Below are 25,450 nucleotides of genomic sequence, written 5' to 3'. Positions count from 1 at the left end.
GATTATTATTTTGCTGCTACAAACAATTCATTAACTTTATTCCAGTTGATCACTGAGAAGAAAGCTTTGATGTAGTCAGGACGTACGTTACGGTATTTCACGTAGTAAGCGTGTTCCCAGACATCCAAACCAAGGATTGGTGTTTTACCTTCAGAGAGCGGTGTATCTTGATTTGCTGTTGAAGTCACTTCGAGTTTGCCTTCTTTGTTGACAACCAACCATGCCCAGCCAGAACCAAAACGTGTCGTTGCTGCTGCTGTGAAGGCTGCTTTGAAGTCTTCAAATGAACCAAATGTAGCATCAATCGCTGCAGCAAGTTCTGCTGAAGGAGCTGTTTGTTCTGGAGTCATCAATTCCCAGAAAAGAGCATGGTTCAAATGACCACCACCATTGTTGATTACAGCTTGGCGAATGTCAGCTGGAATGGATTCAACATCAGCTAACAAGCTTTCAAGGTCTTCTCCAATTTCAGGATGTTTTTCAAGAGCTGCATTAACATTGTTTACATATGTTTGATGGTGTTTATCATGGTGCAAATGCATGGTTTCTTCATCGATATAAGGTTCCAATGCATCATAAGCATATGGTAATTCTGGTAAAATGATAGCCATTTTATGGTCCTCTTTTCTTTATTACTGACTTGATGATAACGCAAACAGATAAATTATTCAACTAATCTGCTTGCGATTCATTCGTATTTAGACGCTATTCGCTACTTTCAACAGGGCCAAATCAAATAAGTAGTCTTTTTCATATGTTCCACTTTTAATCGCAAAATCCGTCTCGATGAAAGTCATCATAGCCTGCTTCAAAAAGGACAGGGAAAGCCTGCGGCTATCCCGTAAGGCAAACTTCACCTGGTAAGGATTGACCTTGCGTCCTGACAACTCCGACAAGCTCGCTACAATTTGGCTTTCGGATTGGCCTTCTTCTGAGAAAATTTTAACTTGAGAAAACATTCGGAATTGCCCCAACAGAATAGCGATCAATTTTATCTCATCTTCTCCTTGTAAGCGGAGATCCTTCACCAAATTCCGGGCTTGATCGATTTGGCGTTTGAGAATCATTTGTGTCAGATCAAAAATATTATCTTGCAAGGACTTTGGAACAACCTCCTCGATATCTTCGAGGGTAATCTGACCATCTTCTTTATAAGCCTGCAGTAGAGCGATATTCTTCTGTAACTCTCCAAAATCATAGCCAGATTTTAAGAGTAGCTGGTCCAAGGAATCGCCCTCAAACTGCAAGCCCAATTCTTGGGCCTGACTTGCAAAATAACGTTTTACCTCTTGCTCTTTAGGCGTTGTCGCTTCAATGATTTGGGCATCCCGTTTTAGGAGTTTGACCAAGCGGCGCTTACTATCTAATTTTCCTTCTGCAAATATCACCAAACGGGTCGATTCAGAAGGATTTTCCAGATAGTTTTCAAATTGCTTTAGATCTTCATCTGTTAAATTGCGTTTTTTGGCAGTGGTCACATCCAATAAGTGATCCAAAATCACGATTTTTTCATCTGCAAAAAAGGGAAGACTGACCAAATCCAGCTCGACCTCATCATAGGAGGCTTCCTTCATATCAAAATAAGAATAATTCAAATCTGAAGGATCATAGCCTATTTTATTTAAAATATCTTTTTTTAACCATTCAAATTGACCTACATCCTCTCCTGTCAAGACAAGAATAGGAGGCAGAGTTTGAACCGTCAGATGTTTAGTGTCGGTAATTGCTTGCATGAAACTCTCTTATCTTTATCAGTTTAGTGCATTTCGTGTTCAGCAGCCATTTTTTGTTCCAATGGTGGTTTTTCGTCGGACAAATCAGGTGCTGCTACAAAATTAGGAATCTGCTCAAACGAGTTGCCTCCAAAGCTCCCCCCTGTCGCTGTAACCTGTGGTTCAGAAGCCACTCCCATAGGAGTTTCCATTGATTGTGGGAAGGTGTTTTTCCCTGGAAGCATCATGAGAATCAAGAGGGAAATAACTGTGATCACCCAGAGAAATAGGAAAATATCTAGCCCCGTCAACAAATAGAGCATAACCGGACCAAGGTTCAAAAAGATCCAAGACCAATGGATTCCAGCATCCCGCAAGCGACGCACACAAATGGCTTGACTGGGTACCAAAATGAGGAAGTAAAAGAATGCTAAGAAAGCGAGCGCCCATAAACCTGTCTTAGAATGAACAGTTGAAAAATTGAGCGTTTCTTGAGCATTTTGATGGGATAAAGAAGTCACTACGTAAAAAACCCAAAGAGGCAAAGAAATCAGGAAATTCCAGAAAAAAGCTAGCCAAAAATGAGCTCGACTGGTCTTACTTGAAAAATCTGCATACTGTATCCAAAATTGCTTAAATGCGTTCATACGATTCTACCTTTACATTGATTTCACCTTCTATAATAGCAATTTTCAGCATAGAAAGCAAACCTCTCCTCGTCTCTAGCGGACCGTTTCCACCCTCCAATGGTCCCATCCAATCAAGCGAATCGCTCCTCTTTCATCGGTACGAAGATAAGAAATAGATCGTTCCTCTAATCGATCGAGTAATTCTTTATGGGGATGCCGGTAGCGATTTTTCTTGCCAACAGAGATCAAGGCCAATTGAGGATGTACCTGATCCAAAAACACATCACTAGAGGAACCTTTAGAACCGTGGTGGCCTACTTTCAAGACATCCACTTGTAATTGTGGATAGTTTTCCAAAAGTTTTTTCTCTCCAGCTTCTTCCAGATCACCCGTGAACAAAAATCGTTTCTGATAGAACTGCCCATAGAGGACAATCGAATCATCATTTTTACCATCCCCCACTTCATCAGGGGATAAGACTTCTAGATCATGATCAAAAATAGGAAGACGATCCCCTCTTTGGACTACTTTAATCGGACTATGAAGCTGTTTCAATTTCTCTTGAAATTTAGAACTGGTTAGACTTCCTGGACTGACATACACTTTTTTAACCGGGATTTGTCTTGCAACCTCTAACATATCGCCCATATGGTCCTGGTCTGTATGAGTCAAGACCAAAGCATCGAGTTTTCCAACACCTCGACTCTTGAGATAGGGAATCAGGGTTTGATCCGCATTGGCAGATTGACTGCGCTCTTGCCACTTGTCTCCACTTTTAAAAGTGACGCGTCCTCCGACATCAATCAATATGGTTCTTCCTTTCCAATCGCGTAAAAAGATACTATCTCCTTGACCGATATCCACCATGGTGATCTCATTTTCTAAAGGGTGCTTGGTCCAACAAAAGATGAGTAGAATCATGCCTATTAACAGGAAACGACGTTTTTTTTGCTTTCGAAAATCATATAAGATCCCTAAAAGAAGGAAGAGAGCAATCAGAGCTGGTCCCGTCGGCTGACCAAATACCAAAGGTAGCGACGTGAGCTTTGAAATCCAACGAATACACTCCTCTATGAGAAGAAAGAAACTGTTAAAAATTGTAAGGGGCTTTAGAATCGATAAGATAAATAGCACCGTTAAACCTGGAAGAAGGACAAGGTCAAATAAGAAAGAAAAGAGGAAAGTTAAAGGGAGTGACCACGGTTGAAAGACACTAAAGTAATAGGTCAAAAGGGGCAAAATCCCCAGGCTAATCCAGAAACTTTCCACTAGTAGCTTTTTAAGTCCTGAATAAGAACTGGTATCTACCAAGGTCAAAATAAAGGCATAAGCACAACTCAAGACCCCTCCAGCTGTCAGGAGAAACTTGGGCATGAGCAGCATTAAGAGCATCAAGGTCATCGCCATATTCTCCATCCCTCGGATCCCCTTTTGAGAGAGGATCTTCTGCAAGAGACTGCGAACCACTGAAACTGAAAAACCTGTCAAGCCAGCATACACCAAAGAAATTGGAACCATCCAGATATCAACTGTCTCTTGCAAGATTCCTAGACGTAAGAGAGCTTTCCGGATCCCATTGATGAAAAAGCCGACCTGCATCCCAGATAAGGCGAATAAATGGATGATTCCTAAACTCGTGTAAAGCTGGTCCATCTCTTCAAAATCCGTATCTAAATAGCCAAAAAGAAGGCCGGTCATATACTGGTTCATCGGCTGCGGGAAGTGCTCCTTGCTCCAAACAATGGCTTGGCGCCTCCATTGAGATAAGCAATCGAAAACATTCCAAGTTTGGATAGGAAGCGCGGATTGGATCGCTTCAATTTTTATTTGATAGTGAATCCCCTGTGTTTGCAAATAAGACCGGTAGTCAAATCCTCTAAAATTTCGTTGCCCTTCTGGTTCCTCTATAACACCTTTATATGTCAACTCCAGCAAGTGGGTTTGACTTTGCCACTGCTGTTTTTCTTTTTCTGATTTTAAAGTGTAGAAGACTTGGTAGGTCCTTCCCTGATTTTTAGCACGAAAAGACAGGGCGTCCCCATTGATCTTGATAGTATCTGGAATCAGGAGTAAGTGGGATGGGGGCTGACTTTCTGCTTGTACTGGATGATCCTGTATTCGATGAAAGACAAAGAAGGCCGCAAAACAAAGGGTTGCTAAAGCAAGACCTAGCAAACTTGAGCGATCCCCTTTATAGTGATGAACCGCTAAAACTACCACTACTACTAGACCGCTGATCGAAAGCCAAGATGGTTGATAAACACTAAAATACAGCCATAGGAGTAAAAAGGCGAGATGGACAAGGGAAAAAGGAAGGTCTTTAATCCACCGTGAAAGCATCTCTTAGTTTCTCCAGTGTTTTCTCTCCGATTCCTGAAACATTCTTCAGATCATCCACTGATCGAAAAGGACCATTTGCTTCGCGATAGGCGATAATGTCCTGGGCACGTTTCTGTCCAATGCCCGATACCGTTTGAAGCTCAGTCTCTGTCGCTCGATTCAAATGGACCTTGCCTGTTTTTTCTGCTGATGCTGACGAAGTTGCGGAACTTTCTGAACTTCCAAGCGCTGGAACATCTTCCCCTTCTTTGGCAACATAGATCACTGCTTCATCAGAGAGTTTTTGCGCCAAGTTGACCGATTGGCTATTGGCATCTGTTGTCATCCCACCCGCCTTATGAATGGCATCGTGGACTCTGCTATTTGAGCGTAGCTCATAGACACCTGGTTGTTTGACAGCTCCTTTGACATCGACCGTAATGATCTCGGGTGCATCAGACACTGAAGTAACCGTCTTTTCTTCTTTGGAACTAGTGGTCTGCACCTTTTCTTTGCTCGAAGTTGAACTAGAAGCTTGATAAAGATCCGGTATGGTTGATGCACTTGACTGAGGTCGATGGAAAAGAAAATACCCTCCAATTAAGAGTCCAATAGCAGTAAGAGCTAAAAAGAGCTTATATTCTTTGATTTTTTCGATGATATCCTCCATAAGAAACCTCCTCTCACTTTTATTATTCGTAAAAATAAAAAAAACTGAGAAAAACTCTCAATTTTTTTACTTGTTTTTCCGATGTTTATCTGGATCCCATACAAAGCTTGCTAGGTAACTAAAGAGCAAGGTCAAGATGCCTACGACTAAGACAAGGGGAATCAAAAGGATTTTTAACAAACGAATCAAGAGAGAAGGTTTTGTTGGGGTGTTGATCGCTTGTGCTTCAGCATCTAAGCGGTCAAACTCCTCTTGGATACGGCGGGCAACTTCTGCCACTCCTTCGTCATTCATCTTTTTAATATCCGAAATATCAATGGGATGTCCAAAGTTCATATCAATGCGTTCACCCGTTGCCAGCCCTTTCAAATCTCTTGGACCAGTATAAGTCACTGGCATGATACGGACCTTAGCCATTTTGGCAATGATGGCAACACCGCCTTTGACGTCTTGAGAATGACGGCTTCCACTTGGGAACATAATCAAGGAACGGTTACTCTTTTTCAGCATATTGATAGGATACTTAATGGCTTCTGCTCCCGGATTTTCACGGTCGATCGGAAAAGCCCCACACATGCGAATCCACCAGCCAAAAATACGATTGGTGAAGAGTTCTTTTTTAGCCATAAAGATAAATTGTTTTGGCTTGGTTGCAAAGGCCATATAGACTGGATCCCACCAAGTTCGGTGAGGTGATACCAAGATGTAGTTCTCTTTCCGATCTGGAATATTGTTCTTATGATGGTAATGGGCATTCCCATTTAAGACCCAAAGAATAAAGGCAACAAGGCCACGTAGATAGGTATAAAACATAGTTGTTCCTCAAATCCATTTCATTTGTCTCTCTACAAGATATTCAATCATGTAAAACATTCTTTCTTATTATACCGTATCCTGATTTTGACCGCAAACCTTTTTAGATAAAAAATGTCTCAGCGGACCGATTCTAGATAGTCTTTTTCTCAAAAAAATGATATCATATTGTCTATGGAAACTATTGATTTAAAGGGATTAACCCAAAATGAAGTCCGCAAAAAAGTTGACCACGGACAAACCAATGATTTTACAACGAATACAAGTACCAGTACCTGGCAAATTATCAAGCGCAACGTCTTTACCTTGTTTAACACCTTAAATTTTGTGATCGCGGTAGCCTTGGCTGCTGTACAAGCTTGGAGCAATATGATCTTTTTCGCGGTTATTTGCTTCAATGCCATTACAGGGATCATGACCGAGATGCGCGCTAAGCGGATGATTGATAAGCTCAACCTTATGAGTCGTGAGCTAGTGACTGTCATTCGAGACGGGGATAAAGATGCGATTCCACCCGAAAAGCTCGTTCTGGGTGATTTAATGCTCTTGTCTTCGGGTGAGCAGATCCCTAGTGATGCTGAAGTCATGTCCGGTATCGCAGAAGCCAATGAGGCTATGCTGACTGGTGAGAGTGATCTGGTCTTAAAAGAAGTTGGCGATGAACTTCTTTCTGGTAGTTATATTGCCAGTGGTCAAGTCTATGCCCGTGTCAAGCGAGTTGGAGCAAACAACTATGCCAACAAACTGATGATGGAAGCCAAAACCTTGAAGCCTATCAATTCGCGTATTCTTTATAACTTAGCGAAAATTTCTAGCTTCACTGGTAAAATTATCATCCCATTTGGCCTTGCACTCTTCTTTGAAGCATTGTTGATCAAGATGCTGCCAATCAAGGATTCTGTCGTGAATTCTTCCACAGCTCTCTTGGGAATGTTGCCAAAAGGAATTGCCCTACTGACGGTTACGTCTCTCTTGACGGCGGTGATTAAGCTCGGCATGCGCAAGGTTCTTGTCCAAGAAATGTACTCAGTAGAAACCCTGGCGCGTGTGGATACCTTGTGTCTTGATAAGACCGGTACCATCACTCAAGGAAAGATGACAGTTGAAGCTCTCCATAGCTTATCTGATCATTTTTCTGAGGAAACCATCAAAGTTATCCTTTCAGCTTACATGCAAAATAGCGAGGACACCAATCCTACTGCTCAAGCTATTCGCAAGGCTTATGGGGAGTTGGAGCATGCTTATACTGCGGAAAACATTATTCCTTTCTCAAGTGATCGAAAATGGGGCGCCATGCACCTATCCAACCTTGGAACCGTCTTTCTCGGTGCCCCTGAAATGCTCCTTAAAGAAAATCCAGTTGCTGTCGTCGAAGCACAAGCTCGTGGGTCGCGCGTGCTCGTCTTGGCCCACAGTTCAGAACTGATCAGCATGCAGGAATTGAAACTGCCTGAGAATCTTGAAGGGATTGCGGTTATTGAGATTACAGACCCCATTCGTGAAGGGGCTTCAGATACTCTTGAGTATTTGCGCTCTCAAGGAGTGGATCTCAAAATCATCTCCGGTGACAACCCTGTGACGGTCTCTTATATCGCTCAACAAGCTGGCTTCAAAAATTATGAGAACTACATCGATTGTTCAAAAATTTCTGATGATCAATTAGTGGATCAAGCAGAAGAAACAGCTATCTTTGGGCGTGTGTCTCCTCACCAGAAAAAACTGCTCATCCAAACCTTGAAAGCAGCTAGTCGGACAACTGCCATGACAGGAGATGGGGTCAATGATATCCTTGCTCTTCGCGAAGCAGACTGTTCCATCGTGATGGCCGAGGGAGATCCAGCAACCCGTCAAATTGCCAATATTGTTCTTTTGAACTCTGACTTTAATGACGTTCCAGAAATTCTTTTTGAAGGCCGTCGTGTGGTGAATAACATTGGACGAATCGCTCCAATCTTCTTTATCAAAACGATCTATTCCTTCCTCTTGGCTATCATCTGTATTGCCAGTGCTCTCTTCTTTAACGTCAACTATTTGCTGATTTTCCCTTTCATCCCTATTCAAATCACCCTGATCGACCAATTCGTCGAAGGATTCCCACCATTTGTTTTGACCTTTGAACGCAATATCAAACCGGTTGAAAAACACTTCTTGAGACGTTCCCTTCTTTTAGCCTTACCAAGCGCCTTGATGGTCGTCTTTAGTGTCTTGTTCATTCGCCTTTGGGGAGCAAGCCATGGTTGGTCTGCAGCCGATATGTCTACTGTATCCTACTACTTACTTGGATCCATCGGTTTCCTATCCGTTATCCGTGCTTGCCTGCCACTAAATATCTGGCGTGCCCTCCTCATCCTCTTCTCTGTAGTAGGATTCTACGCATCTGCGGTTGTGTTGAAAAACTTGATCGAGATTTCCCTCCTTACAGCCACTACTTTCCCAGTTTATCTGGCATTGATGGCTATCTTTACAGGAGTCTTTATCCTCACTACGATTCTCCAAAAATATGAATTTGATTAAAAAAAGTTGAGAGAAAAGCTCTCAACTTTTTTTACGGTGCATCAAAAGCAACAATCGCAGGTTTTTCATTAAATGCAGCAAATGGTTTTATTTCAAGTTCTAATTTACCATCCCCTTTTACACCAAAATGTTGCACAGCACCTTCCATTGATCGACCCGGTGAAATTGACCCCATTGTATTTGTATTAGGATAAGTTTCCATTTTATTTCCACCAACAAATAGATCAATGTCAACCCCAACTGCTAGATCACTATCTGATAGATTTTTCACATTATAGGTCACTTTTAATACTTTATCGGGATTTGTTTCATCAAAATCGTTCCGTTCATCAGACCATTCAACATTTGTAATAGTATACTCAGCTTGTTTATCAAAAACAATCTTATCACCAATAGCATAGGTTGATTTCTTTTCACTACTCTTCTCAGTAGATGTCTTTTTCTCTGTTTTAGCTTCTTTTGAAGTATCATTAGACTTACTACTAGAATTCCCACAGGCTACTAGTATACTCGCTGAAAGCAATGTTACCCCCAAGCCAAACCATTTTTTCGTTTTGTTCATTTACAAAACCTCTCACTTTTTTAATATATAGTAACATATTTAAATAAGAAAAGAAAGCGCTTTTACAAAAATATATCATTTTATTATATTAAAAATTATCATCTTTCCCCAAGCCTCTTTTCATGCTATAATAGAGCCATGACAGATATCGAATTAAAAGACGGCGAGCGCGTCAATCAACTCTTTTCAAGTGATGTGAAAATCATACAAAATCGGGAAGTCTTTAGTTACTCCGTGGATAGCGTCCTGCTCTCGCGCTTTCCAAAATTGCCCAAGCGAGGATTGATCGTAGATCTCTGCGCTGGAAATGGGGCCGTGGGACTTTTTGCAAGTACTCGTACAGAGGCCCAGATCATTGGTGTCGAAATTCAGGAACGTCTGGCGGATATGGCTACCCGCTCCATTGCTCTCAATGACTTGAACCGGCAAATGTCCATGATCACCGATGACCTCAAGCATTTGCCTCAACATATCAAGGGCAGTAAAGTGGATATCATCCTCTGCAATCCTCCTTATTTCAAGGTGGATGAGCATTCCAATCTCAATGAGAGTGAACACTACCTCTTAGCTCGGCATGAAATTACGACCAATTTAGATGAGATTTGCCATGTGGCCCAGCGGGTTCTCAAATCAAATGGTCGCTTAGCGATGGTCCATCGTCCAGATCGCTTTTTAGATATCATCGAAACCATGAAGCGTTACAATCTTGCACCTAAGCGGATCCAGTTTGTCTATCCCAAAGTGACCAAAGAAGCGAATATGTTATTGATTGAAGCGATCAAGGATGGCTCACTGGACGGTTTAAAAATTCTGCCTCCCCTCTTTATTCACAATGAAGATGGAAGCTATACAGAAGAGATTCATGAGATCTACTATGGAAACTAAGGCTTACATGTATGTCCTAGAGTGTGCGGATGGCTCCCTCTACACTGGCTACACCACGGATGTCGAAAAACGCCTAAAGACTCACAATGCTGGAAAAGGCGCCAAATACACACGGGCTCGCCTCCCTGTTAAACTTCTTTACCAAGAAGCCTATCCAGATAAACCCTCTGCTATGTCTGCCGAGGCTCTCTTTAAAAAGAAATCGCGTCAAGCAAAGCTAAACTATATCAAAAAAAGAGAGTGGGACAGAAATCGGTAATTCGTTAGAATTCGATTTCGTCGTCCCACCTCCGCACAGTTGAGTAGGGCTGTAAAAGCTGATGAAATCAGCGTAGTAGTGCCCACTCAACCACTGCGTCTTGTTCGACAATCCAAAAATAATTGAGAGGCTAGGACTTTTGTCCCAGCCTCTTTTCATTTACAAAATGGTGATACGGTACTGATGACTCCGTGTTTCTTGAGGAGCTAACTGGATCACACCTTTTTTATCTTCGAAGAAATCGCCCTCTTCTGCAGATGTGGAAATACCCGTCCAAGGCTCTAAGGCAATGAAAGGACCCTTGTTATTGGTAGACCAAAGGACGAGATTCTCAAAATCTGCAAAGTCCAATTCCAAACCTTTACCAGATTTTTTCGAGATAAGCTTCACAGATTTAGAGGCTAATTGATCTAAAATAATGGCGTCTTTTTCAAACAGTTCATGGCGCAAAGGTAGGCTAGGACTATGGTCTAAAAATGGCGTCCGCTGCAGGCGATCAACCAAACCGGTTTCTGTGAACAAGTGAGGAATGCTACAGCTTTCTTCTTTTTCAAAAATCAACTCATAGTCTTCATAGTCTTCATCTGCTAAAAGGGGACAACGAAAGGCTGGATGCCCTCCAATGAAATAAGGCATGACTTGATCAGACTCTAGATTTTGTACACGATAGGTGATAGTGATTTCTTTCCCTTGCAATTCATAAACGATTTCAACTCGAAAATGGTAGGGATAATTTTGCAGGCTCTCGTCGTTAGAGGTGATTTCAAAGACAAGACGATTGTCTGTTTGTTCTTTAAGTTTAAACTCTCTCTTCCTAATGAGACCGTGTCTTGGCAGCTGACCTGTCTTCACTCCATCTTTTAGATGATACTGTACTTGGCCATTTCGAACGCTTCCGCAAATTGGAAACAAAACAGGCGCTTGTCCCGACCAATACTCTGGATCCCCTTGCCAGAGATATTCTACGCCTTCTTTATTACGAATGGAACTCAATTCCCCTCCAAATGTCTTACATTGTACTTCTAGATCATCGTTTTTTAATGCAATCACCATGGACGATACCTCTTTATAATTAGTGTGGTTATTATATTCATTATAACCTTTTGGGAAAGATTGTCAATTTTTATTTTCTAGTCAAAAATTTTTTAAAAAAGAGAAATAATTCTTGACAAAGCTTAGAAATAATTGTAGACTTAATATGTTAACAGAGATATTCCGTTTTAGGAATCCGTTCTTTCTGTTTTCTGACTTTTTTAGGATGCTCCTTATCATGATACATTTTTTCTAAAAGAGTCTGTTATCATTTAGGTCTCCTTATAAATATACAAGGGTTAACAGCTAGTTAATCCTTGTATTTTTGATTTTCATTAAAAAAACGGCCTATTGCTAGACCGTCCTTAGGACTTATTTATCCCCTTTGTTGCGGATGACAAATCCATTTTTCTTTTCATTAGAAGTACGATGAGGACGTTTATTGCCTTTACCTTCAAAGTCTCGGCTATTTTTATTGGACTTGCGTTTGAAATCACGGCGTCCACCTTCACGGTCATCTCTGCGATTTCGGTCACGGCGTTGGTCTCCACGACGGCCATTCCCACGGCTGCCTTTTCCTTTCCCACCAAAGCCACCACCGGATGGTTTAAATGGCAATGGTTTTTCACGCGCAATTTCAACTTCTGGAAGACTGTCTGGATCTTGAACGGTCAAGCTCAAGATATACATAGCCAGTTCTTCAGGAGTGAATTCTGCAGCCAATTTGCGAGCATCTTTACCAAACTTCTCAAAGTTAGTCCGGATTTTTTCATCCTCAAAGTCTCGCTCAATTTTCTTCAGCGCTACTTGTTTTTTCGCTTGGAAGGCTTCTTCTGCTGTTGCAGGTTTCATTCCCTTCATCCGCTTTTTGGTCAAGTTCTCAATGATTTGCAAATAGCCCATTTCATTTGGCGAAACGAAGGTAATGGATTGCCCTGTTTTCCCAGCACGACCTGTTCGTCCGATCCGGTGAACATAGCTCTCTGGATCTTGTGGAATATCGTAGTTGTAGACATGAGTCACACCTGAAATATCCAAACCACGCGCCGCAACGTCTGTTGCAACCAAGACGTCCACGTTCCCATTTTTAAAGTCACGAAGTACTCGGAGACGTTTGTTTTGATCCAAATCTCCGTGAATCCCTTCTGCCCGGAAACCACGAATCTTCAAGCCACGCGTCAACTCATCGACCCGACGTTTGGTCCGACCAAAAATGATAGCAAGTTCAGGCTGCTCGACGTCCATCAATCGAGTCATGGTATCAAACTTTTCGCCCTCTTTGACACGAATATAGTATTGATCAACCAAATCAGTTGTCAATTCTTTGGCCGCAATCTTAACGTGTTCTGGCTCTTTCATAAACTGAACACCGATGCGTTTGATGGCTTCTGGCATCGTTGCTGAAAAGAGCAAGGTTTGGCGTGTTTCGGGAACACGGCTAATGATAGCTTCGATATCTTCCAAGAAGCCCATATTGAGCATTTCATCTGCTTCATCCAAGATCAATGTTTCAATATGATTAAGTTTCAAGGCCTTGCGCTTGATCAAATCTAGCAAGCGTCCAGGTGTTCCCACAACGATGTGAGCACCTGACTTCAAAGCTTTAATTTGCTTTTCAATGCTCGATCCACCATAGACAGAGCGAACTTTGACACCCTTACTACGTCCAAAGCGGAAGAGTTCTTCCTGACTTTGAACCGCCAATTCACGCGTTGGGGCAATAACAAGAGCTTGAATCACTGTGTTATCGACATCAATCTTCTCCAAAGTTGGAAGACCAAAAGCAGCCGTTTTACCGGTCCCTGTTTGCGCTTGGCCGATGACATCTTTTCCTTCAAGAGCCAAAGGAATGGTTTGTTCTTGGATGGGGCTTGCTTCTACAAAGCCAGCTTTTTCGATTTCTGCTAATAATTCAGCAGATAAGTTAAATTCATTGAATTTCAATTCTTTCTTCTTTCTAAAAAGTGGTGCGAAGCCACTTTATCAAACTTCTTTCAATACGAATACGCACTGATTGCATAGGAAGTCACCTTCCCGGTCACCTGTCGCAAGACTCATCTAAAGAAAAACTAGTCCGTCTGTTTAAAACTACAATTTCTTTAGAGAAAAATGTTTTGCGTCCTATCGGATGTTGTTGGCTAGTATCGTTTTTCAAACAAATAGGCCACAAGATCCTTCTTGCGGGAGTCTTCTTTCGAACAAAAGCCTTCCATCTGTTCTGCCTCCCTACCATTTCTCTCATACAAGTTTGCAACTTATCTAGTATAACACAATGAAGAGGCAAATGATAGTCAAAGGAGACTAATTTTATTTTTTAGGAAAAAATCCTGGATAGCTTTAAATCATAAAAGTGACACAAAACCTAGCCAGGACTGGTTTTCTTCATGCAACCATCTAATATACTTCATCATTGGAGTATAAAAAACAGGAAAAACTTTTATTTTTTGGGAACTCTTATCTTGCGTTTTTACAAATAAATATGTATAATACAGTTAGTATCTAAAATATTTCTGTATAAAGAAATAGGATCATTTTATCTGATTCAACGATTTATTCTAAGTTCTAATTTATTTAGAAACCACTCAGTACTATTAAATCTACTCCTACTATTTCCAAGAAGATTTTGTACAGTCGATGAACTATTCACACTGCCCCTTCTTTGGAGAGGAGGGCAGGTGTCTAGATGGTTCCTATTTCTCAGATTATTCTAGATACGAAGAGGCTCGGATTTCTCCAAGCCTCTTTTTTTATCTTTTTTTCACAATCCACCGCATGACCTTTGCCAAAATGAGCCATAATATAAAGCTACATACGGATACATAGATCCAAGCATTGGGATCCTCTGTCATCGGAAGAGGGATATTCATTCCAAAGAAACCTGTGATAACGGCTAAGACCGCCAACAAGGCTTCAAAGATGGTTAGGGTTGTCAAGTTATCATTCAAGTTGTTGTTTAGGATATTGTTGTAAGATCCTGACAACTGTTGCAAGACATTGGAAATCAACTCAGTCATCGAAACCAACTGACGCGCTTCGATCATTGCATCATCAAACTGCTCTTTTTCAACATCATTCATCCTGCGATAAATGACATGCGCTTTGATATGTTCTAGCAACATCCGATTTTGCTTAGCAGCTGCGACCAGATAGACCATACCGGTCTCAAGGTCAGACAGGGCATAAAGATTCTTGGTCGTCGTTGTCTTTCGAAGCAAACGGTTGAGTTCATCCTTGTGCTTATCTAAGCGATCAATAATCGGATAATAAGCATTACTGATCATTTCAAGACCTGCAAAAAGCAACTTATAGATTGATAGCTCCTCATGGCTTTCCAAATAACGAACCATTTGTTCAATGATATAGGCATTATCTTGATTGCTGATGGTCACGAGTCGCGTATCTTGAACGATAAAGGTCATGGGGATGGTTTCGTAGTATTCCTTGTCCTTTTCTAAATCCAATACATTGTAGATAAAGGTGATCGTTCCGTTTTCTCGATTGTAATCCATATGGGCACGTTCGTTCTTATCCATCGCGTACTCAATGGTTTCTTTGTCAATATCGTATTTTTTATAAAGATATGAATTTTCAGCAATCAAATCCGAGTCGATATTGATCCATTTCCGATCTTGACCCAATTGTTTATCGATAAACATTCCGTCTCCTTTCTCAACTGTTCTCTATCAAAATGATTATTTTATTTAAAGACCGCACTGGCTAATGCTTGCTGGATTTCAATGACACTGTTGTCACTCTTGAATTGTAAAACTTCTGAAGGTTCCACTGCTGAAGAGACCCAGATTTTTAATTCGGCATCCAAATCAAAATGACCGGAAGTTTCAACGGAAAAGCGAGAGATGGAGCGGTAAGGAAGAGATTTGTAGGACGTTTTCTTCCCTGTTACTCCTTGCTTATCCACCAAGATCAAACGAAACTCTGTAAAGACGATTAAATCACGAATCAAGCTAAAAGCAAGTGTGACTTGCTCTCCCGGCACCAAGATATCTTCCAGATCTCTTTCTACTTTATCAACATTCTTTTGAGAGGCATTGCCCATCAAACCACTTAATAATCCCATCATTTCTCCTTTAAAAGCGAAAACGGATAGATTTTCGTTTTCTTATTTCTCTTGTTATGGATCGGTTTTGAATCGTTCCTTACCCCATCTTTTCTTCCAGCTCAACGTCTGGATACTTATCCGCAAACCAGCGGAGAGCAAAGTCGTTTTCAAAGAGGAAGACAGGTTGGTCAAAGCGGTCCTTAGCCAAGATATTTCGGCTCGAAGACATGCGCTCATCTAAGTCTTCTGGTTTGATCCAGCGAACGGTCTTTTTACCCATTGGGCTCATGACCACTTCGGCATTGTATTCATTTTCCATCCGGTGCTTAAAGACTTCAAACTGCAATTGACCAACAGCACCAAGCATGTATTCACCTGTTTGGTAGTTGGTATAGAGCTGAATAGCTCCTTCTTGCACCAATTGCTCAATCCCTTTGTGGAAGGATTTTTGCTTCATGACATTCTTGGCAGAAACCTTCATAAAGATTTCAGGCGTAAAGGTTGGCAGTGGTTCAAATTCAAACTTATTTTTGCCCACTGTCAAAGTATCTCCAACCTGATAAGTACCGGTATCGTAAACCCCTATGATGTCTCCTGCTACAGCATTGCTGACATTTTCACGGCTCTCGGCCATAAATTGAGTCACGTTAGATAACTTAGCGCCCTTACCAGTACGAGGCAGGTTGACGCTCATCCCACGCTCAAATTCGCCAGATACGATCCGAACAAAGGCAATCCGGTCACGGTGACGAGGGTCCATATTGGCTTGGATTTTAAAGACAAAGCCTGAGAAATCCTTGTCGTATGGATCGACAAGTTCACCGTCTGTTTTTTTATGTCCATGAGGCTCTGGAGCAAACTCGAGGAAGGTTTCCAAGAAAGTCTGCACCCCAAAGTTAGTCAAAGCTGATCCGAAGAAGACTGGTGTCAATTCACCTGCAAGGATGGCTTCTTCTGAGAATTCGTTTCCAGCTTCTTGCAAGAGTTCGATATCATCTTTTACTTGCTCGTAGAAAGGGTTGTTAGCAAAGAGCTTGTCTCCATCTTCTAGACTAGCAAAGCGTTCGTCTCCTTTATAGAGTTCCAAGCGTTGGTTATAAAGGTCATAAAGTCCTTCAAAGGCTTTCCCCATCCCGATCGGCCAGTTCATTGGGTAACTGGCGATGCCCAAGACTTCTTCCAATTCTTGCAAGAGGTCCAGTGGCTCGCGACCGTCACGGTCCAGCTTATTCATAAAAGTGAAGACTGGAATGCCACGGTGTTTCACAACCTCAAACAATTTCTTGGTTTGGGCCTCGATCCCTTTGGCAGAGTCCACCACCATAACGGCAGCATCCACCGCCATCAAGGTCCGGTAAGTATCTTCTGAGAAGTCCTCGTGCCCTGGGGTATCAAGGATATTAACGCGTTTGCCATCGTAGTCAAACTGCATGACAGATGAGGTTACCGAAATCCCACGTTGTTTCTCAATGTCCATCCAGTCGGATTTAGCAAAGTTTCCTGTTTTCTTCCCTTTGACAGTACCGGCTTCCCGAATCTCTCCCCCAAAGTAGAGCAACTGCTCAGTAATCGTCGTTTTACCAGCATCCGGGTGGGAGATGATAGCAAAGGTACGGCGTTTTTTAATTTCTTCTTGTACGTTCATATTCCTAATTCTTTCTCTTCTTATTTTTTGATAAATTTACAAATTCATCTCTACATCGGATCTCTCCTCAATTTCTCTATCTGTCCTATTATAGCGAAAATAGGCACTTTTTTCAACGATGATTCTTCTTTGAGAGCAAAAAGAAAGACTAAAATCCGTAGATTCTAGTCTTCTTCAATCATGGTTATTTTCTCACTTTCACCCGCTCACTTCTGCGATTGAAGAACTGATTAAAGAGCAATAAAGCAAGGGCTAAAATACTGGATACAACCAGATAATTGAGCCATACCTTATCCCCTCTCATAATCGGAGGGCGAGCCATCAAGCCATAATTTCCTCCCGTCAATTGATTGACTCCAACCAGGAATAAATCTAAGGCAAAGGTATAGAGAACAATCTGACTATTTTTTAAGAGGTTTCGATCATACCATCTCAAGAGATAAATCAAGGAATTGATCAGGAGACAGTAATGTCCGAGGAGGAAAGAAAAGCTCGTAATATGAGGGAAAGTGTAGGGATCAAAGACTGGATAGCCCAAGGCAAAGATGGCTCCACTCACTCCCATCAAGGCAAAGAACTGTTTGCTTTTCCAGCGGTCTGGTAAAAACAAGACCGCAAACATGGCCAAGCGGCAATGATAAAATGGTAAGCTATTGGACCAAGGAATGTGGTAGGCAAAATACCAAAGATACAAGCAAATTAACTGGAAGCCCTGTAAGTATTGAAAGCATTTGCGAAATTGCTCATTCTGATAATAGCGAAGTGACATCATGATCGCTGTCACAATTAACAAGACCATCACACTATACCAAAGTGCTGAGATTGCTGGTGGTGCTGTTGATTCTGTAGTGAAAAAATGATGCATAAAATCTCCTTATTTAAACAGATTTAGGTATTCTTCTTTTCTTACTGTACTGAACGATCGTATTGATGAAAATCAGTGTCCCCGTCATGAGGACTGTCACGATCAAATAGTTGAGCACAAGGCCATGGTCACCGATCACAGGAGGGCGACGCATAAAGCCGTAGTTTCCACCTGTTGCGAGATTTGCAAGCTGAATAATGGCATTGACCCCAAAAGTCATCTGACAGATTTTCCAAACAGACCCTTCTTTCACCTGGTAGGATTGAACCAGATAGATCAAACAGTTGGCCAAGAGAGCCCAGTGACCAAAGACATTGTTGATCGAGGATACGTGAGGAAAAGGGTAAGGATAAAAAACGGGATGAACCAAGGCCATAATGGAGCCAAAGACTCCCACGAGGGCAAAATATTGTTTGAAGCTGCTCTTGGGCGCCAAAAGAATGATCCACATGGCCATCCGGCTATGATAGAAGGGAAGACTCTCTGAAAGAGGCAAGCGAGCAGCTAGATACCAAGAGTTGATGATGAGCAGCTGGATCAACTGCCCCCAATACCAAAAGTTTTGGTAGGCTTTAGAGTGAGCAAATCGAATGGACAGAACTCCCACTACCACCAATGAAGTCGGCAATAAGAAATACCAGACCCCCAATTGAGGAGGGGACGTTGGTTGACTGGTGAAAAATAAGTCCCAAAGTGTCATGATTTCTTTCCCTGATCTGCTCTTTTTATTCCGAACGCGAACCGACAGTCTCTTCAACCATCTTGTATTTGTACTTATAGCGTTGATTGACCAAGCAAATACCAGCTACCATCACGATGCTGACCAAGAGGTAGTTCAAGAGAGCACCGTGGTCTCCAATGATTGGTGGACGTCGTAAGAAGCCATAATCCCCTTTCGTCAAAAGGTTGACCAAGAAAATCAAGGCATTCATACCAAAGGTAATCTTAACAATTCGTAAGCTGTCTTGCTTTTCCGACTGATAAAAATCTTGCAGGTAAATCAAACTATTAGCAAACAAGGCCCAGTGACTAAAAACCAGATTCAACACAGTGATATGAGGGAATGGGAAAGGATCAAAGGCCGGATACACCAATGCTGCAATCGATCCTAGAACTCCCAACAAGGCAAAATATTGCTTGATATAGGTTCCTCTCGGGGCAAAAAGGATCGCAAGCATGGCCAAGCGACAATGATAAAAAGGCAAATTATCTGTCAGAGGCATGTGGGCTAGAATATACCAAGCATTGATGGTCAAGACTTGAATCAATTGTGCCCAGTACCAAAAGCGTTGGTAGCTTTTTGACTGAGCATATTTGATAGAAAAGTAGCCAACCACCAACAAGGAAGCTGGTAGGAAAAAATACCAGAGCCCAAATTCAGGCGGGGCTGATTTTTGGTTCGTAAACAATAAATCCCAAAGTGTCATGTTTATATCCCTTTAATTTATAGATCGTTTTTAATCACAATACAAATCTCGTTTCCCATCATAAACCTCCCAAAGGAAATTCAATTGTTCCTCTGTATTGCGCTTGGTAGAAAGAGCAGGCATTTTCTCTCTCTCAAAAAATGCAAGATCGGAAATTTCCTGATTCTGTTGAAAACTTCCATCCAGCAATTCACATTCAAATACCAATTTCACATATTGGCGACTTTGCAATTGGTAGCGATTAGTATCAAATACTGCCAACAACCGATTGACACGTGCTACATAGCCCGTTTCTTCTTGGATTTCCTTTAAAATATTTTCTTTAGGAGAATAGCCAACCTCACCAAAACCACCCGGCAAAGCCCAGGTCTCTTCTCCCTGACCTTTCACCAGACAAAGTTTTCTATCTTTGACAATCCAAGCCCTAACATCAATTAAGGGGGTGTCATAATAGTTTGTCGGTCGAAACAAATCCGATAATTCTTGTGAATTCAGATCAGTCGTTTCTCTCACAAGATCCTGTAAAATTTCACGAATATCCTGGTAGCGCTCTTGATCAAATGGATCTTTTGAGAAGGCTAAGCCTGTATTGGTGATTGAAATCAAGCGCTGAATGTCCTTCAGTACATTATTACTTACCATTCTCCAATTCCTCTACCAATTTGCCCAAATTCATGGAATTGCTTCCCTTGATAAGGATTTGGTCTTGCTCTTTCAAGCTTTCCTTGACTTGTTTGACCATGTCCTCAAACTGATCTTCCTCAGCTGTCTTCTTGAAATAATAGACATGTCCGAGTGGGAACATCTGACTCGCTAACTGAGCCAATCCCGCAATGTCTTGACCATAGAAAATAACCGTATCCAAAACATCTGGCGAGAGGCTGAGAATCATTTGGTTGTGCAGATCTACCGATTGCTCCCCTAGTTCTTTCATATCTGCCAGGACGGCCAATTTTCGACCATTTGGATTGGCAGGAATAGTCGAGAAAGTTTCTAAGATTAGGCGCATGGCCGTTGGGTTGGCATTGTAGACATCGGATAAGATATCTGCTCCGTTACTTGCCTTCTTCCATTCTGTCCGGTTGCGAGTTAATTGCAAGGTTTCGAAACTATCACGAATCGCAGCTTCACTCACTCCTTCTTTCAAGGCAACATAAGCTGCAATCATGGCATTGGTCGCATTATATTTTCCTGTTACTGGAAGATCAATCGCTTCTTCTAAGAAATTAGCTCGGAAAGTTAAGCTATCCTTTCGCTCGATTAACTCAGTAATAAAAATCTCCTCGTCTGGCCCAAAGCGGACGACTGTTTGATTTTCAGGAAGGTAGGCATCGACGATCGGATCAGCTGGAACTACCAGAAGGCCACCTTCTGGCATCCCGTCCGCAATCTGGAGTTTTCCTTTTGCGATCTCACTTCGATCTTTAAAGAATTCCAAATGGGCTTCCCCAATCAAGGTGACAATAGCAGCTTTTGGATGCGCCAGTTCTGACAAGAGATGGATATCTCCTAGATGGTCTTGCCCCATTTCAAGGACGAGTTTGTCTGTCCCTTCTGGCATATGCAAAACCGTATAAGGAAGACCAATTTCGTTATTATAGTTTCCCTGTGTTTTATAGGTTAGGTAGGTGGTGGACAAAAGCTGTGCCAACATATCTTTTGTGGTGGTTTTACCATTTGACCCCGTCACTGCAAAAACATCCACTTTTGTCTTTTGAAGATAGGCTGCAGCTAATGTTTGAAAAGCACTCAGCACATCTTCCACCAAAATATAAGGGTGGCCTTCTACCACTTTCTCTGAAAAAGTGGCTACGGCTCCGTTTTCAAAAGCAGTCTCAATAAAATCATGACCATCACGCGCTCCCTTTAAAGGAACAAACAGGTCTCCAGGCCCAATCAAACGGCTGTCAAATTCCGGCTTGACGAGGGCCACATCTTCAAATTGGCTGATATCATTTTTTGCATGTACTAGATGAGCAACTTCATGTAATGTGAGATTCATATCCGACTCCTCAGTTCTCCGTAGCGTCCTCAAAGATTTGGACGCTCCTATCAAATTCTTCTCATTATACCATATTCTAGACCACAAAAAAAGTGGCTGGGACAGAAGTCCTAGCCTCTTGATTGTTTTTGGATTGTCGAGTAAGACGCAGTGGTTGAATGGGCTCTACTACGCTGATTTCATCAGCTTTTACAGCCCTACTCAACTGTGCGGAGGTGGGACGACGAAATCGAATTCTAACGAATTACCGATTTCTGTCCCACTCTCTCTTTTCTTACAACAAATGCGCTTCGTGTTTTTGGAAGACTTCTTTTCCAAGCTCTACTAACTTGGTAATCAAATCTGTATAGTTGAGTCCCATATTGTCCCAAAGCAGAGGATACATAGACCATTGGGTAAATCCTGGCATGGTATTGAGTTCGTTTAAGAAGATCTCTCCTTTATCTGTATAGAAGAAATCACAACGCGCCAAGCCCAGACCACCGATTGCACGAAAGGCTTTTTCTGCGTTGGTCCGCATGGTTTTCACAACCTCAGGATCCAATTGAGCTGGAATCGCCATGGTAATTTTGTTGTCGATGTATTTGGCATCATAATCATAGAAGGCCACATCTTTCACAACTTCACCTGGCAAGGTGCTCTTCACATCATAGTTTCCAAGCAGTCCAACTTCAATCTCACGCGCATTAACCCCTTGCTCTACTAAGACACGGCTATCGTATTTAAAGGCTAATTCAAGAGCAGTCCGAAGTTCTGTTTGGTTTTCAGATTTTGAAATCCCAACACTAGAGCCCATATTGGATGGTTTGGTAAAGACAGGATAAGAGAGATTGGCTTCAATTGCAGCAATTTTCTCTTCCAAGTCATCGCCTTCCACTACAGCTACATAAGGAACTTGTGGAATCCCTGCAGACTCCAAGACCCGTTTGGTCGTGATCTTGTCCATCGCAACACTGGAAGCTAGGATGCCACAGCCAACATAAGGCATCTTCAAGACTTCTAAGAAGCCTTGAATGGAACCATCTTCTCCCATTGGTCCATGAAGAACTGGAAAGACCACTGCTCCTTCCTTGTAAATCGCAGATGGTGCCACTTTTTTAGACCAGTCCACTGTATCATTGGTCATCAATTTCTCATCATCCGCTGGTTTCTCTTCAAAAGCTTGCGTCTGGATGAAGTCTCCTGACTGCGTAATAAAGTAGGTTTGAACCGAAAATGCTTGGTAATCAATCGCGCGCATCACGCTTTCTGCTGAAAGAACAGAAACTTCACGTTCTGCACTACGTCCACCATACAACAGGATTAAGTCTTGTTTACTCATATTTTCTCCCTAATTGTTCCCTTGATTTCTTACTTGATAGTATACCACAATGATAGCCCTTTCGAAAGAACTTCTCTTATAATTCTGTCCGATTTTCAATCGCGCGAAGCAAGGTCACTTCGTCCGCATACTCGATATCGGCTCCAACTGCCAGACCCCGTGCCAAACGTGTCACTTTGATCCCTGCTGGCTTGAGCACGCGCGAGATATACATCGATGTCGCTTCCCCGTCTGCCGTCGCATTGGTCGCAACAATGACCTCTGTGACTGTTCCATCCATCAAGCGACTAATCAAACTCTTGAGATTGATATCATCGGGTCCCACGCCATTCATGGGCGAGATTAAGCCATGCAAGACATGGTAACGACCGTGGTATTCCTGGATATTCTCCATAGCAGATACATCCCGGCTATCTTCTACAACCAGAATGAGGGATGGATCTCGCGTTTCATCTCGACAAATCTCGCAGGTTTCTTCATCGGTTAAATTTCCACAAATACTGCAATACCCCAGCTCACGCTTGGCATTCAGTAAGTTCTTGGCAAATTCATTGACATCATCATCTGACATACCAATCGTGTAAAAAGCCAGACGAGTCGCTGTTTTGATCCCAATTCCTGGCAACTTCGAATAGCTGTCAATTAATTTTGCAATAGGTGCTGGATAAAGCATAATTTCCTTTCTAATTCATGGGGTGTTTCTGATTGTATAAATTAATAATGTCACGCGCAATGGAATGACTGACCGTCGCTTGTAGATTGGTATTATGTGGAAAAACCACTGCTACCGCAATCTTTGGATTGTTTGATGGTGCATAAGCCACAACATTGGTATTAATGGCTTGTTTGCCTCCATCGACTGTGGTTTCAGCTGTACCGGTCTTTGCACTAATGGGCACACTAGCACCTCGACCCACGGTCTTTCCTGTCGTTAACCCACTCGTACCATTTGCAACTTGGTAGAACCCTTGCTTGATCAAAGCCATGTCCTCCGCTGAGATATGCACCTGATTGAGCTCCTTAGTTTCGATCGCTTTTTTCAACTGACCAAGGCCCCCTTGATCATTATTGTCATAGATGCCTTCAACGACATGAGGACTCACCCTCTTCCCATCATTCGCAACTGTCGCCACATACTGGGCCAATTGCATCGGTGTATAGTTGTCAAACTGGCCAAAGGCATTGGTCAAATAATTGCCGACTGTATACTCTTTCGGGATAAAACCAGTCGATTCATTGGGAAGGTCAATCCCCGTTGTCGTTCCAAGACCATACTCTGCAAAAGTAGAACGGAGTTTTTTCATAGCAGGGTCTACTTGATCCACTTGTAAGGTCATGTTTGGAGTGTAGGGTTGCCCCATCATCTTAAGGGCAATTTGGACCATATAGGTATTAGAGGAGTATTCCAAAGCCTCCACCGCATTGATGGAACGACTACCGTATTGGGTAAACCAAGAATTGATAGGAGCTGATCCTGCAAAAACAATCGGCTGATCGGTCAGCACCTGATTCCCAGAAATGGCTCCATTTTCCCATCCCGAAGTCAAGGTCGCTCCTTTGACCACGGATCCTGGGACGAAGACGTTGGTCACTGTTCCCAAAGCATCTGCTGATAGATCTTGACTACCAGCCTGATGTTTAATCCCTGCCATGGCAAGGACCTTCCCTGTATCGGGCTCCAGGGCTACTGCATAGACACCTTCGGAGTAGGTCGCATTTCCAGCTTGCAACTCTGCGCTAAAGGCAGAGCGGAGAATATCCTCCACCCCTTTTTGGAAATCCAAATCAATCGAGAGCTTGAGGTTTTCTCCCTTAGCCCCTTTCGAAACATCGACCACTTTTTCTATGTTGCCATTTTTATCCAGAAGAATTTCTTTTTCACTGCGTTTCCCTTGGAGAACCTCTTCATATTCCTTTTCGAGATAAGACGTTCCAACCCGGTCATTAAGAGCGTAACCTTTTTTGACATACTGGTCGACCTCTTCTGCTGGAAGCCCCGCCTGCTCGGTTGAGACATTCCCAATAATAGAGGCTAGAGGAGTATCCAAAACCTTGCGGTCCCAGCTAGTCGTGATGGCAATTCCCGGAAAATCTTGACTGTCAGCAGTGATGGTCGCAATCTGCTCAGCACCTAACGCTTTCGTCGTAATGATTCCCGTCGCAAAATTCTCCACAGCATTCATCTGGCTGTAAAGATAGATGATCTTTTTCTCATCATCAGTGTAACCGAGTTTCGAAGGATCAATGCTGTCCACTGCCGCTTGATAGATTTTAGCTTCCGGCAGACGATTTCCATCTGTATCATATTTCTTTTTCTCAGGCAGATGTTCCACGACCTCTTGATAGACTTTGGTATTGGCTAGATAATAGTCTACTTCTTGCCGTTCGGTCACTTGAGGATCCTCTACATCAACGTACTGTAAGAGTTTCCCTGCAGTCTCTCGCATTTCTTGGGCTGTCATTTTACGATCCCGCGTAAATGTCAGAACCTGTTTCCCCACATTTTCCACCAAGGGCTTGCCAGAAGCATCATAGATTTGCCCTCGCACACTCCCTTGTTTGACCGTCTTTTTCGTAGCTTTTGCCAATTTATCCGTATAATAGGATTGGTGAGTGATCTGCATATAGCCAAGCCGAGCAATCAGAACTAAAAAAAGAAGGCAAATCAAACTAAACAGCAGATATAGCCTGCGTGTTATCGAATGATTCTCAAACTTCCGTATTTTTTTCTTCAT

General features: G+C 42.3%; 23 protein-coding genes. 3 read left to right on the top strand and 20 right to left on the bottom strand.

The window, feature by feature from the left end; translation table 11 throughout:
• Nucleotides 1-5: 5 nt before the first annotated feature.
• The 6 genes from sodA to HMPREF0833_RS00905 form a co-directional block, all read right to left on the bottom strand.
• Entirely contained in the window at nt 6-611 is a 606-nt protein-coding gene (gene sodA, locus HMPREF0833_RS00930) for a superoxide dismutase SodA (protein ID WP_003017685.1), read from the bottom strand.
• Nucleotides 612-698: 87 nt separating this feature from the next.
• The gene (holA, locus tag HMPREF0833_RS00925) at nt 699-1,733 is read right to left on the bottom strand and encodes a DNA polymerase III subunit delta (protein ID WP_013903299.1); all 1,035 of its coding nucleotides are present in this window, start codon (nt 1,731-1,733) and stop codon (nt 699-701) included.
• Between the two features lie 23 nt (nt 1,734-1,756).
• Nucleotides 1,757-2,359 (bottom strand): DUF805 domain-containing protein, encoded by a 603-nt coding sequence (locus tag HMPREF0833_RS00920; RefSeq protein ID WP_003017728.1) that lies wholly within the window; start codon nt 2,357-2,359, stop codon nt 1,757-1,759.
• A 75-nt stretch (nt 2,360-2,434) separates the two neighbouring features.
• Nucleotides 2,435-4,681 carry a DNA internalization-related competence protein ComEC/Rec2 gene (locus HMPREF0833_RS00915; RefSeq protein ID WP_013903298.1) on the bottom strand — a complete coding sequence of 749 codons (2,247 nt, stop codon included), beginning with the start codon at nt 4,679-4,681 and terminating at the stop codon, nt 2,435-2,437.
• Nucleotides 4,662-5,330 carry a helix-hairpin-helix domain-containing protein gene (locus HMPREF0833_RS00910; protein ID WP_013903297.1) on the bottom strand — a complete coding sequence of 223 codons (669 nt, stop codon included), beginning with the start codon at nt 5,328-5,330 and terminating at the stop codon, nt 4,662-4,664. The genes HMPREF0833_RS00915 and HMPREF0833_RS00910 overlap by 20 nt, the downstream gene beginning before the upstream one ends.
• Before the next feature lie 66 nt (nt 5,331-5,396).
• Complete coding sequence (locus HMPREF0833_RS00905) at nt 5,397-6,143, bottom strand: lysophospholipid acyltransferase family protein (protein ID WP_013903296.1); 747 nt, start codon at nt 6,141-6,143, stop codon at nt 5,397-5,399.
• A gap of 174 nt (nt 6,144-6,317) precedes the next feature.
• On the opposite strand from HMPREF0833_RS00905, the gene HMPREF0833_RS00900 reads away from it, so the two are divergent.
• The gene (locus HMPREF0833_RS00900) at nt 6,318-8,657 is read left to right on the top strand and encodes a cation-translocating P-type ATPase (RefSeq protein ID WP_013903295.1); all 2,340 of its coding nucleotides are present in this window, start codon (nt 6,318-6,320) and stop codon (nt 8,655-8,657) included.
• Nucleotides 8,658-8,688: 31 nt separating this feature from the next.
• On the opposite strand, the gene HMPREF0833_RS00895 is transcribed toward HMPREF0833_RS00900, so the two are convergent.
• Complete coding sequence (locus tag HMPREF0833_RS00895; protein ID WP_013903294.1) at nt 8,689-9,219, bottom strand: DUF4352 domain-containing protein; 531 nt, start codon at nt 9,217-9,219, stop codon at nt 8,689-8,691.
• A 138-nt stretch (nt 9,220-9,357) separates the two neighbouring features.
• Here HMPREF0833_RS00895 and HMPREF0833_RS00890 point away from each other — a divergent pair, with 138 nt between their 5' ends.
• Entirely contained in the window at nt 9,358-10,104 is a 747-nt protein-coding gene (locus tag HMPREF0833_RS00890) for a tRNA1(Val) (adenine(37)-N6)-methyltransferase (protein ID WP_003017755.1), read from the top strand.
• Nucleotides 10,094-10,363 (top strand): GIY-YIG nuclease family protein, encoded by a 270-nt coding sequence (locus tag HMPREF0833_RS00885; protein WP_013903293.1) that lies wholly within the window; start codon nt 10,094-10,096, stop codon nt 10,361-10,363. The genes HMPREF0833_RS00890 and HMPREF0833_RS00885 overlap by 11 nt, the downstream gene beginning before the upstream one ends.
• Nucleotides 10,364-10,522: 159 nt before the next feature.
• Here the strand turns inward: HMPREF0833_RS00885 and HMPREF0833_RS00880 are convergent, their stop codons facing one another.
• From HMPREF0833_RS00880 to pbp2b, 13 genes are all read right to left on the bottom strand, one after another.
• Nucleotides 10,523-11,416, bottom strand: coding sequence for an aldose 1-epimerase family protein (locus HMPREF0833_RS00880; protein WP_013903292.1), 894 nt, complete (start codon nt 11,414-11,416; stop codon nt 10,523-10,525).
• Between the two features lie 351 nt (nt 11,417-11,767).
• Nucleotides 11,768-13,339 (bottom strand): DEAD/DEAH box helicase, encoded by a 1,572-nt coding sequence (locus HMPREF0833_RS00875; RefSeq protein WP_003015222.1) that lies wholly within the window; start codon nt 13,337-13,339, stop codon nt 11,768-11,770.
• Nucleotides 13,340-14,142: 803 nt separating this feature from the next.
• Nucleotides 14,143-15,051, bottom strand: coding sequence for a magnesium transporter CorA family protein (locus tag HMPREF0833_RS00870; RefSeq protein ID WP_013903291.1), 909 nt, complete (start codon nt 15,049-15,051; stop codon nt 14,143-14,145).
• Nucleotides 15,052-15,092: 41 nt separating this feature from the next.
• Nucleotides 15,093-15,473, bottom strand: a complete 381-nt coding sequence (locus tag HMPREF0833_RS00865; RefSeq protein ID WP_003015210.1) for a PH domain-containing protein — start codon at nt 15,471-15,473, stop codon at nt 15,093-15,095.
• 79 nt (nt 15,474-15,552) lie between these two features.
• Complete coding sequence (locus HMPREF0833_RS00860) at nt 15,553-17,100, bottom strand: peptide chain release factor 3 (RefSeq protein WP_013903289.1); 1,548 nt, start codon at nt 17,098-17,100, stop codon at nt 15,553-15,555.
• A 184-nt stretch (nt 17,101-17,284) separates the two neighbouring features.
• The gene (locus HMPREF0833_RS00855; RefSeq protein ID WP_003015219.1) at nt 17,285-17,965 is read right to left on the bottom strand and encodes a YwaF family protein; all 681 of its coding nucleotides are present in this window, start codon (nt 17,963-17,965) and stop codon (nt 17,285-17,287) included.
• Between the two features lie 13 nt (nt 17,966-17,978).
• Complete coding sequence (locus HMPREF0833_RS00850) at nt 17,979-18,665, bottom strand: YwaF family protein (RefSeq protein WP_003015216.1); 687 nt, start codon at nt 18,663-18,665, stop codon at nt 17,979-17,981.
• A 25-nt stretch (nt 18,666-18,690) separates the two neighbouring features.
• Nucleotides 18,691-19,392: a YwaF family protein gene (locus tag HMPREF0833_RS00845; protein ID WP_003015207.1), complete on the bottom strand. Its 702-nt coding sequence runs from the start codon at nt 19,390-19,392 to the stop codon at nt 18,691-18,693.
• Nucleotides 19,393-19,422: 30 nt separating this feature from the next.
• Complete coding sequence (locus tag HMPREF0833_RS00840) at nt 19,423-20,034, bottom strand: NUDIX hydrolase (protein ID WP_003015213.1); 612 nt, start codon at nt 20,032-20,034, stop codon at nt 19,423-19,425.
• Entirely contained in the window at nt 20,024-21,394 is a 1,371-nt protein-coding gene (locus HMPREF0833_RS00835; RefSeq protein WP_013903288.1) for a UDP-N-acetylmuramoyl-tripeptide--D-alanyl-D-alanine ligase, read from the bottom strand. The genes HMPREF0833_RS00840 and HMPREF0833_RS00835 overlap by 11 nt, the downstream gene beginning before the upstream one ends.
• Nucleotides 21,395-21,668: 274 nt before the next feature.
• Nucleotides 21,669-22,715 carry a D-alanine--D-alanine ligase gene (locus HMPREF0833_RS00830; protein WP_013903287.1) on the bottom strand — a complete coding sequence of 349 codons (1,047 nt, stop codon included), beginning with the start codon at nt 22,713-22,715 and terminating at the stop codon, nt 21,669-21,671.
• 76 nt (nt 22,716-22,791) lie between these two features.
• Nucleotides 22,792-23,388, bottom strand: coding sequence for a recombination mediator RecR (recR, locus tag HMPREF0833_RS00825; RefSeq protein ID WP_003002450.1), 597 nt, complete (start codon nt 23,386-23,388; stop codon nt 22,792-22,794).
• Between the two features lie 10 nt (nt 23,389-23,398).
• On the bottom strand, nt 23,399-25,450 hold the full coding sequence (gene pbp2b, locus HMPREF0833_RS00820; RefSeq protein WP_013903286.1) for a penicillin-binding protein PBP2B: 2,052 nt from the start codon (nt 25,448-25,450) through the stop codon (nt 23,399-23,401).

Origin of the sequence: Streptococcus parasanguinis ATCC 15912, from assembly GCF_000164675.2 — a bacterium.
GTDB classification, from domain to species: Bacteria; Bacillota; Bacilli; order Lactobacillales; family Streptococcaceae; genus Streptococcus; species Streptococcus parasanguinis.
The sequence above is the reverse complement of the archived record's forward strand: the minus strand, read 5'-3'. Positions and strand labels throughout refer to the sequence as shown.

Bases quoted from the DNA above. Each gene is read 5' to 3' on its own strand.
- holA (WP_013903299.1), bottom strand. From the start codon at position 1,733: ATGCAAGCAATTACCGACACTAAACATCTGACGGTTCAAACTCTGCCT.
- HMPREF0833_RS00895 (WP_013903294.1), bottom strand. From the start codon at position 9,219: ATGAACAAAACGAAAAAATGGTTTGGCTTGGGGGTAACATTGCTTTCA.
- sodA (WP_003017685.1), bottom strand. From the start codon at position 611: ATGGCTATCATTTTACCAGAATTACCATATGCTTATGATGCATTGGAA.
- HMPREF0833_RS00840 (WP_003015213.1), bottom strand. From the start codon at position 20,034: ATGGTAAGTAATAATGTACTGAAGGACATTCAGCGCTTGATTTCAATC.
- HMPREF0833_RS00905 (WP_013903296.1), bottom strand. From the start codon at position 6,143: ATGTTTTATACCTATCTACGTGGCCTTGTTGCCTTTATTCTTTGGGTC.
- HMPREF0833_RS00885 (WP_013903293.1), top strand. From the start codon at position 10,094: ATGGAAACTAAGGCTTACATGTATGTCCTAGAGTGTGCGGATGGCTCC.
- HMPREF0833_RS00870 (WP_013903291.1), bottom strand. From the start codon at position 15,051: ATGTTTATCGATAAACAATTGGGTCAAGATCGGAAATGGATCAATATC.
- HMPREF0833_RS00900 (WP_013903295.1), top strand. From the start codon at position 6,318: ATGGAAACTATTGATTTAAAGGGATTAACCCAAAATGAAGTCCGCAAA.
- HMPREF0833_RS00915 (WP_013903298.1), bottom strand. From the start codon at position 4,681: ATGCTTTCACGGTGGATTAAAGACCTTCCTTTTTCCCTTGTCCATCTC.
- HMPREF0833_RS00865 (WP_003015210.1), bottom strand. From the start codon at position 15,473: ATGGGATTATTAAGTGGTTTGATGGGCAATGCCTCTCAAAAGAATGTT.
- HMPREF0833_RS00920 (WP_003017728.1), bottom strand. From the start codon at position 2,359: ATGAACGCATTTAAGCAATTTTGGATACAGTATGCAGATTTTTCAAGT.
- pbp2b (WP_013903286.1), bottom strand. From the start codon at position 25,450: ATGAAGAAAAAAATACGGAAGTTTGAGAATCATTCGATAACACGCAGG.
- HMPREF0833_RS00845 (WP_003015207.1), bottom strand. From the start codon at position 19,392: ATGACACTTTGGGATTTATTGTTTACGAACCAAAAATCAGCCCCGCCT.
- HMPREF0833_RS00910 (WP_013903297.1), bottom strand. From the start codon at position 5,330: ATGGAGGATATCATCGAAAAAATCAAAGAATATAAGCTCTTTTTAGCT.
- HMPREF0833_RS00860 (WP_013903289.1), bottom strand. From the start codon at position 17,100: ATGAACGTACAAGAAGAAATTAAAAAACGCCGTACCTTTGCTATCATC.
- HMPREF0833_RS00835 (WP_013903288.1), bottom strand. From the start codon at position 21,394: ATGAATCTCACATTACATGAAGTTGCTCATCTAGTACATGCAAAAAAT.
- HMPREF0833_RS00880 (WP_013903292.1), bottom strand. From the start codon at position 11,416: ATGGTGATTGCATTAAAAAACGATGATCTAGAAGTACAATGTAAGACA.
- HMPREF0833_RS00855 (WP_003015219.1), bottom strand. From the start codon at position 17,965: ATGCATCATTTTTTCACTACAGAATCAACAGCACCACCAGCAATCTCA.
- HMPREF0833_RS00850 (WP_003015216.1), bottom strand. From the start codon at position 18,665: ATGACACTTTGGGACTTATTTTTCACCAGTCAACCAACGTCCCCTCCT.
- HMPREF0833_RS00830 (WP_013903287.1), bottom strand. From the start codon at position 22,715: ATGAGTAAACAAGACTTAATCCTGTTGTATGGTGGACGTAGTGCAGAA.
- recR (WP_003002450.1), bottom strand. From the start codon at position 23,388: ATGCTTTATCCAGCACCTATTGCAAAATTAATTGACAGCTATTCGAAG.
- HMPREF0833_RS00890 (WP_003017755.1), top strand. From the start codon at position 9,358: ATGACAGATATCGAATTAAAAGACGGCGAGCGCGTCAATCAACTCTTT.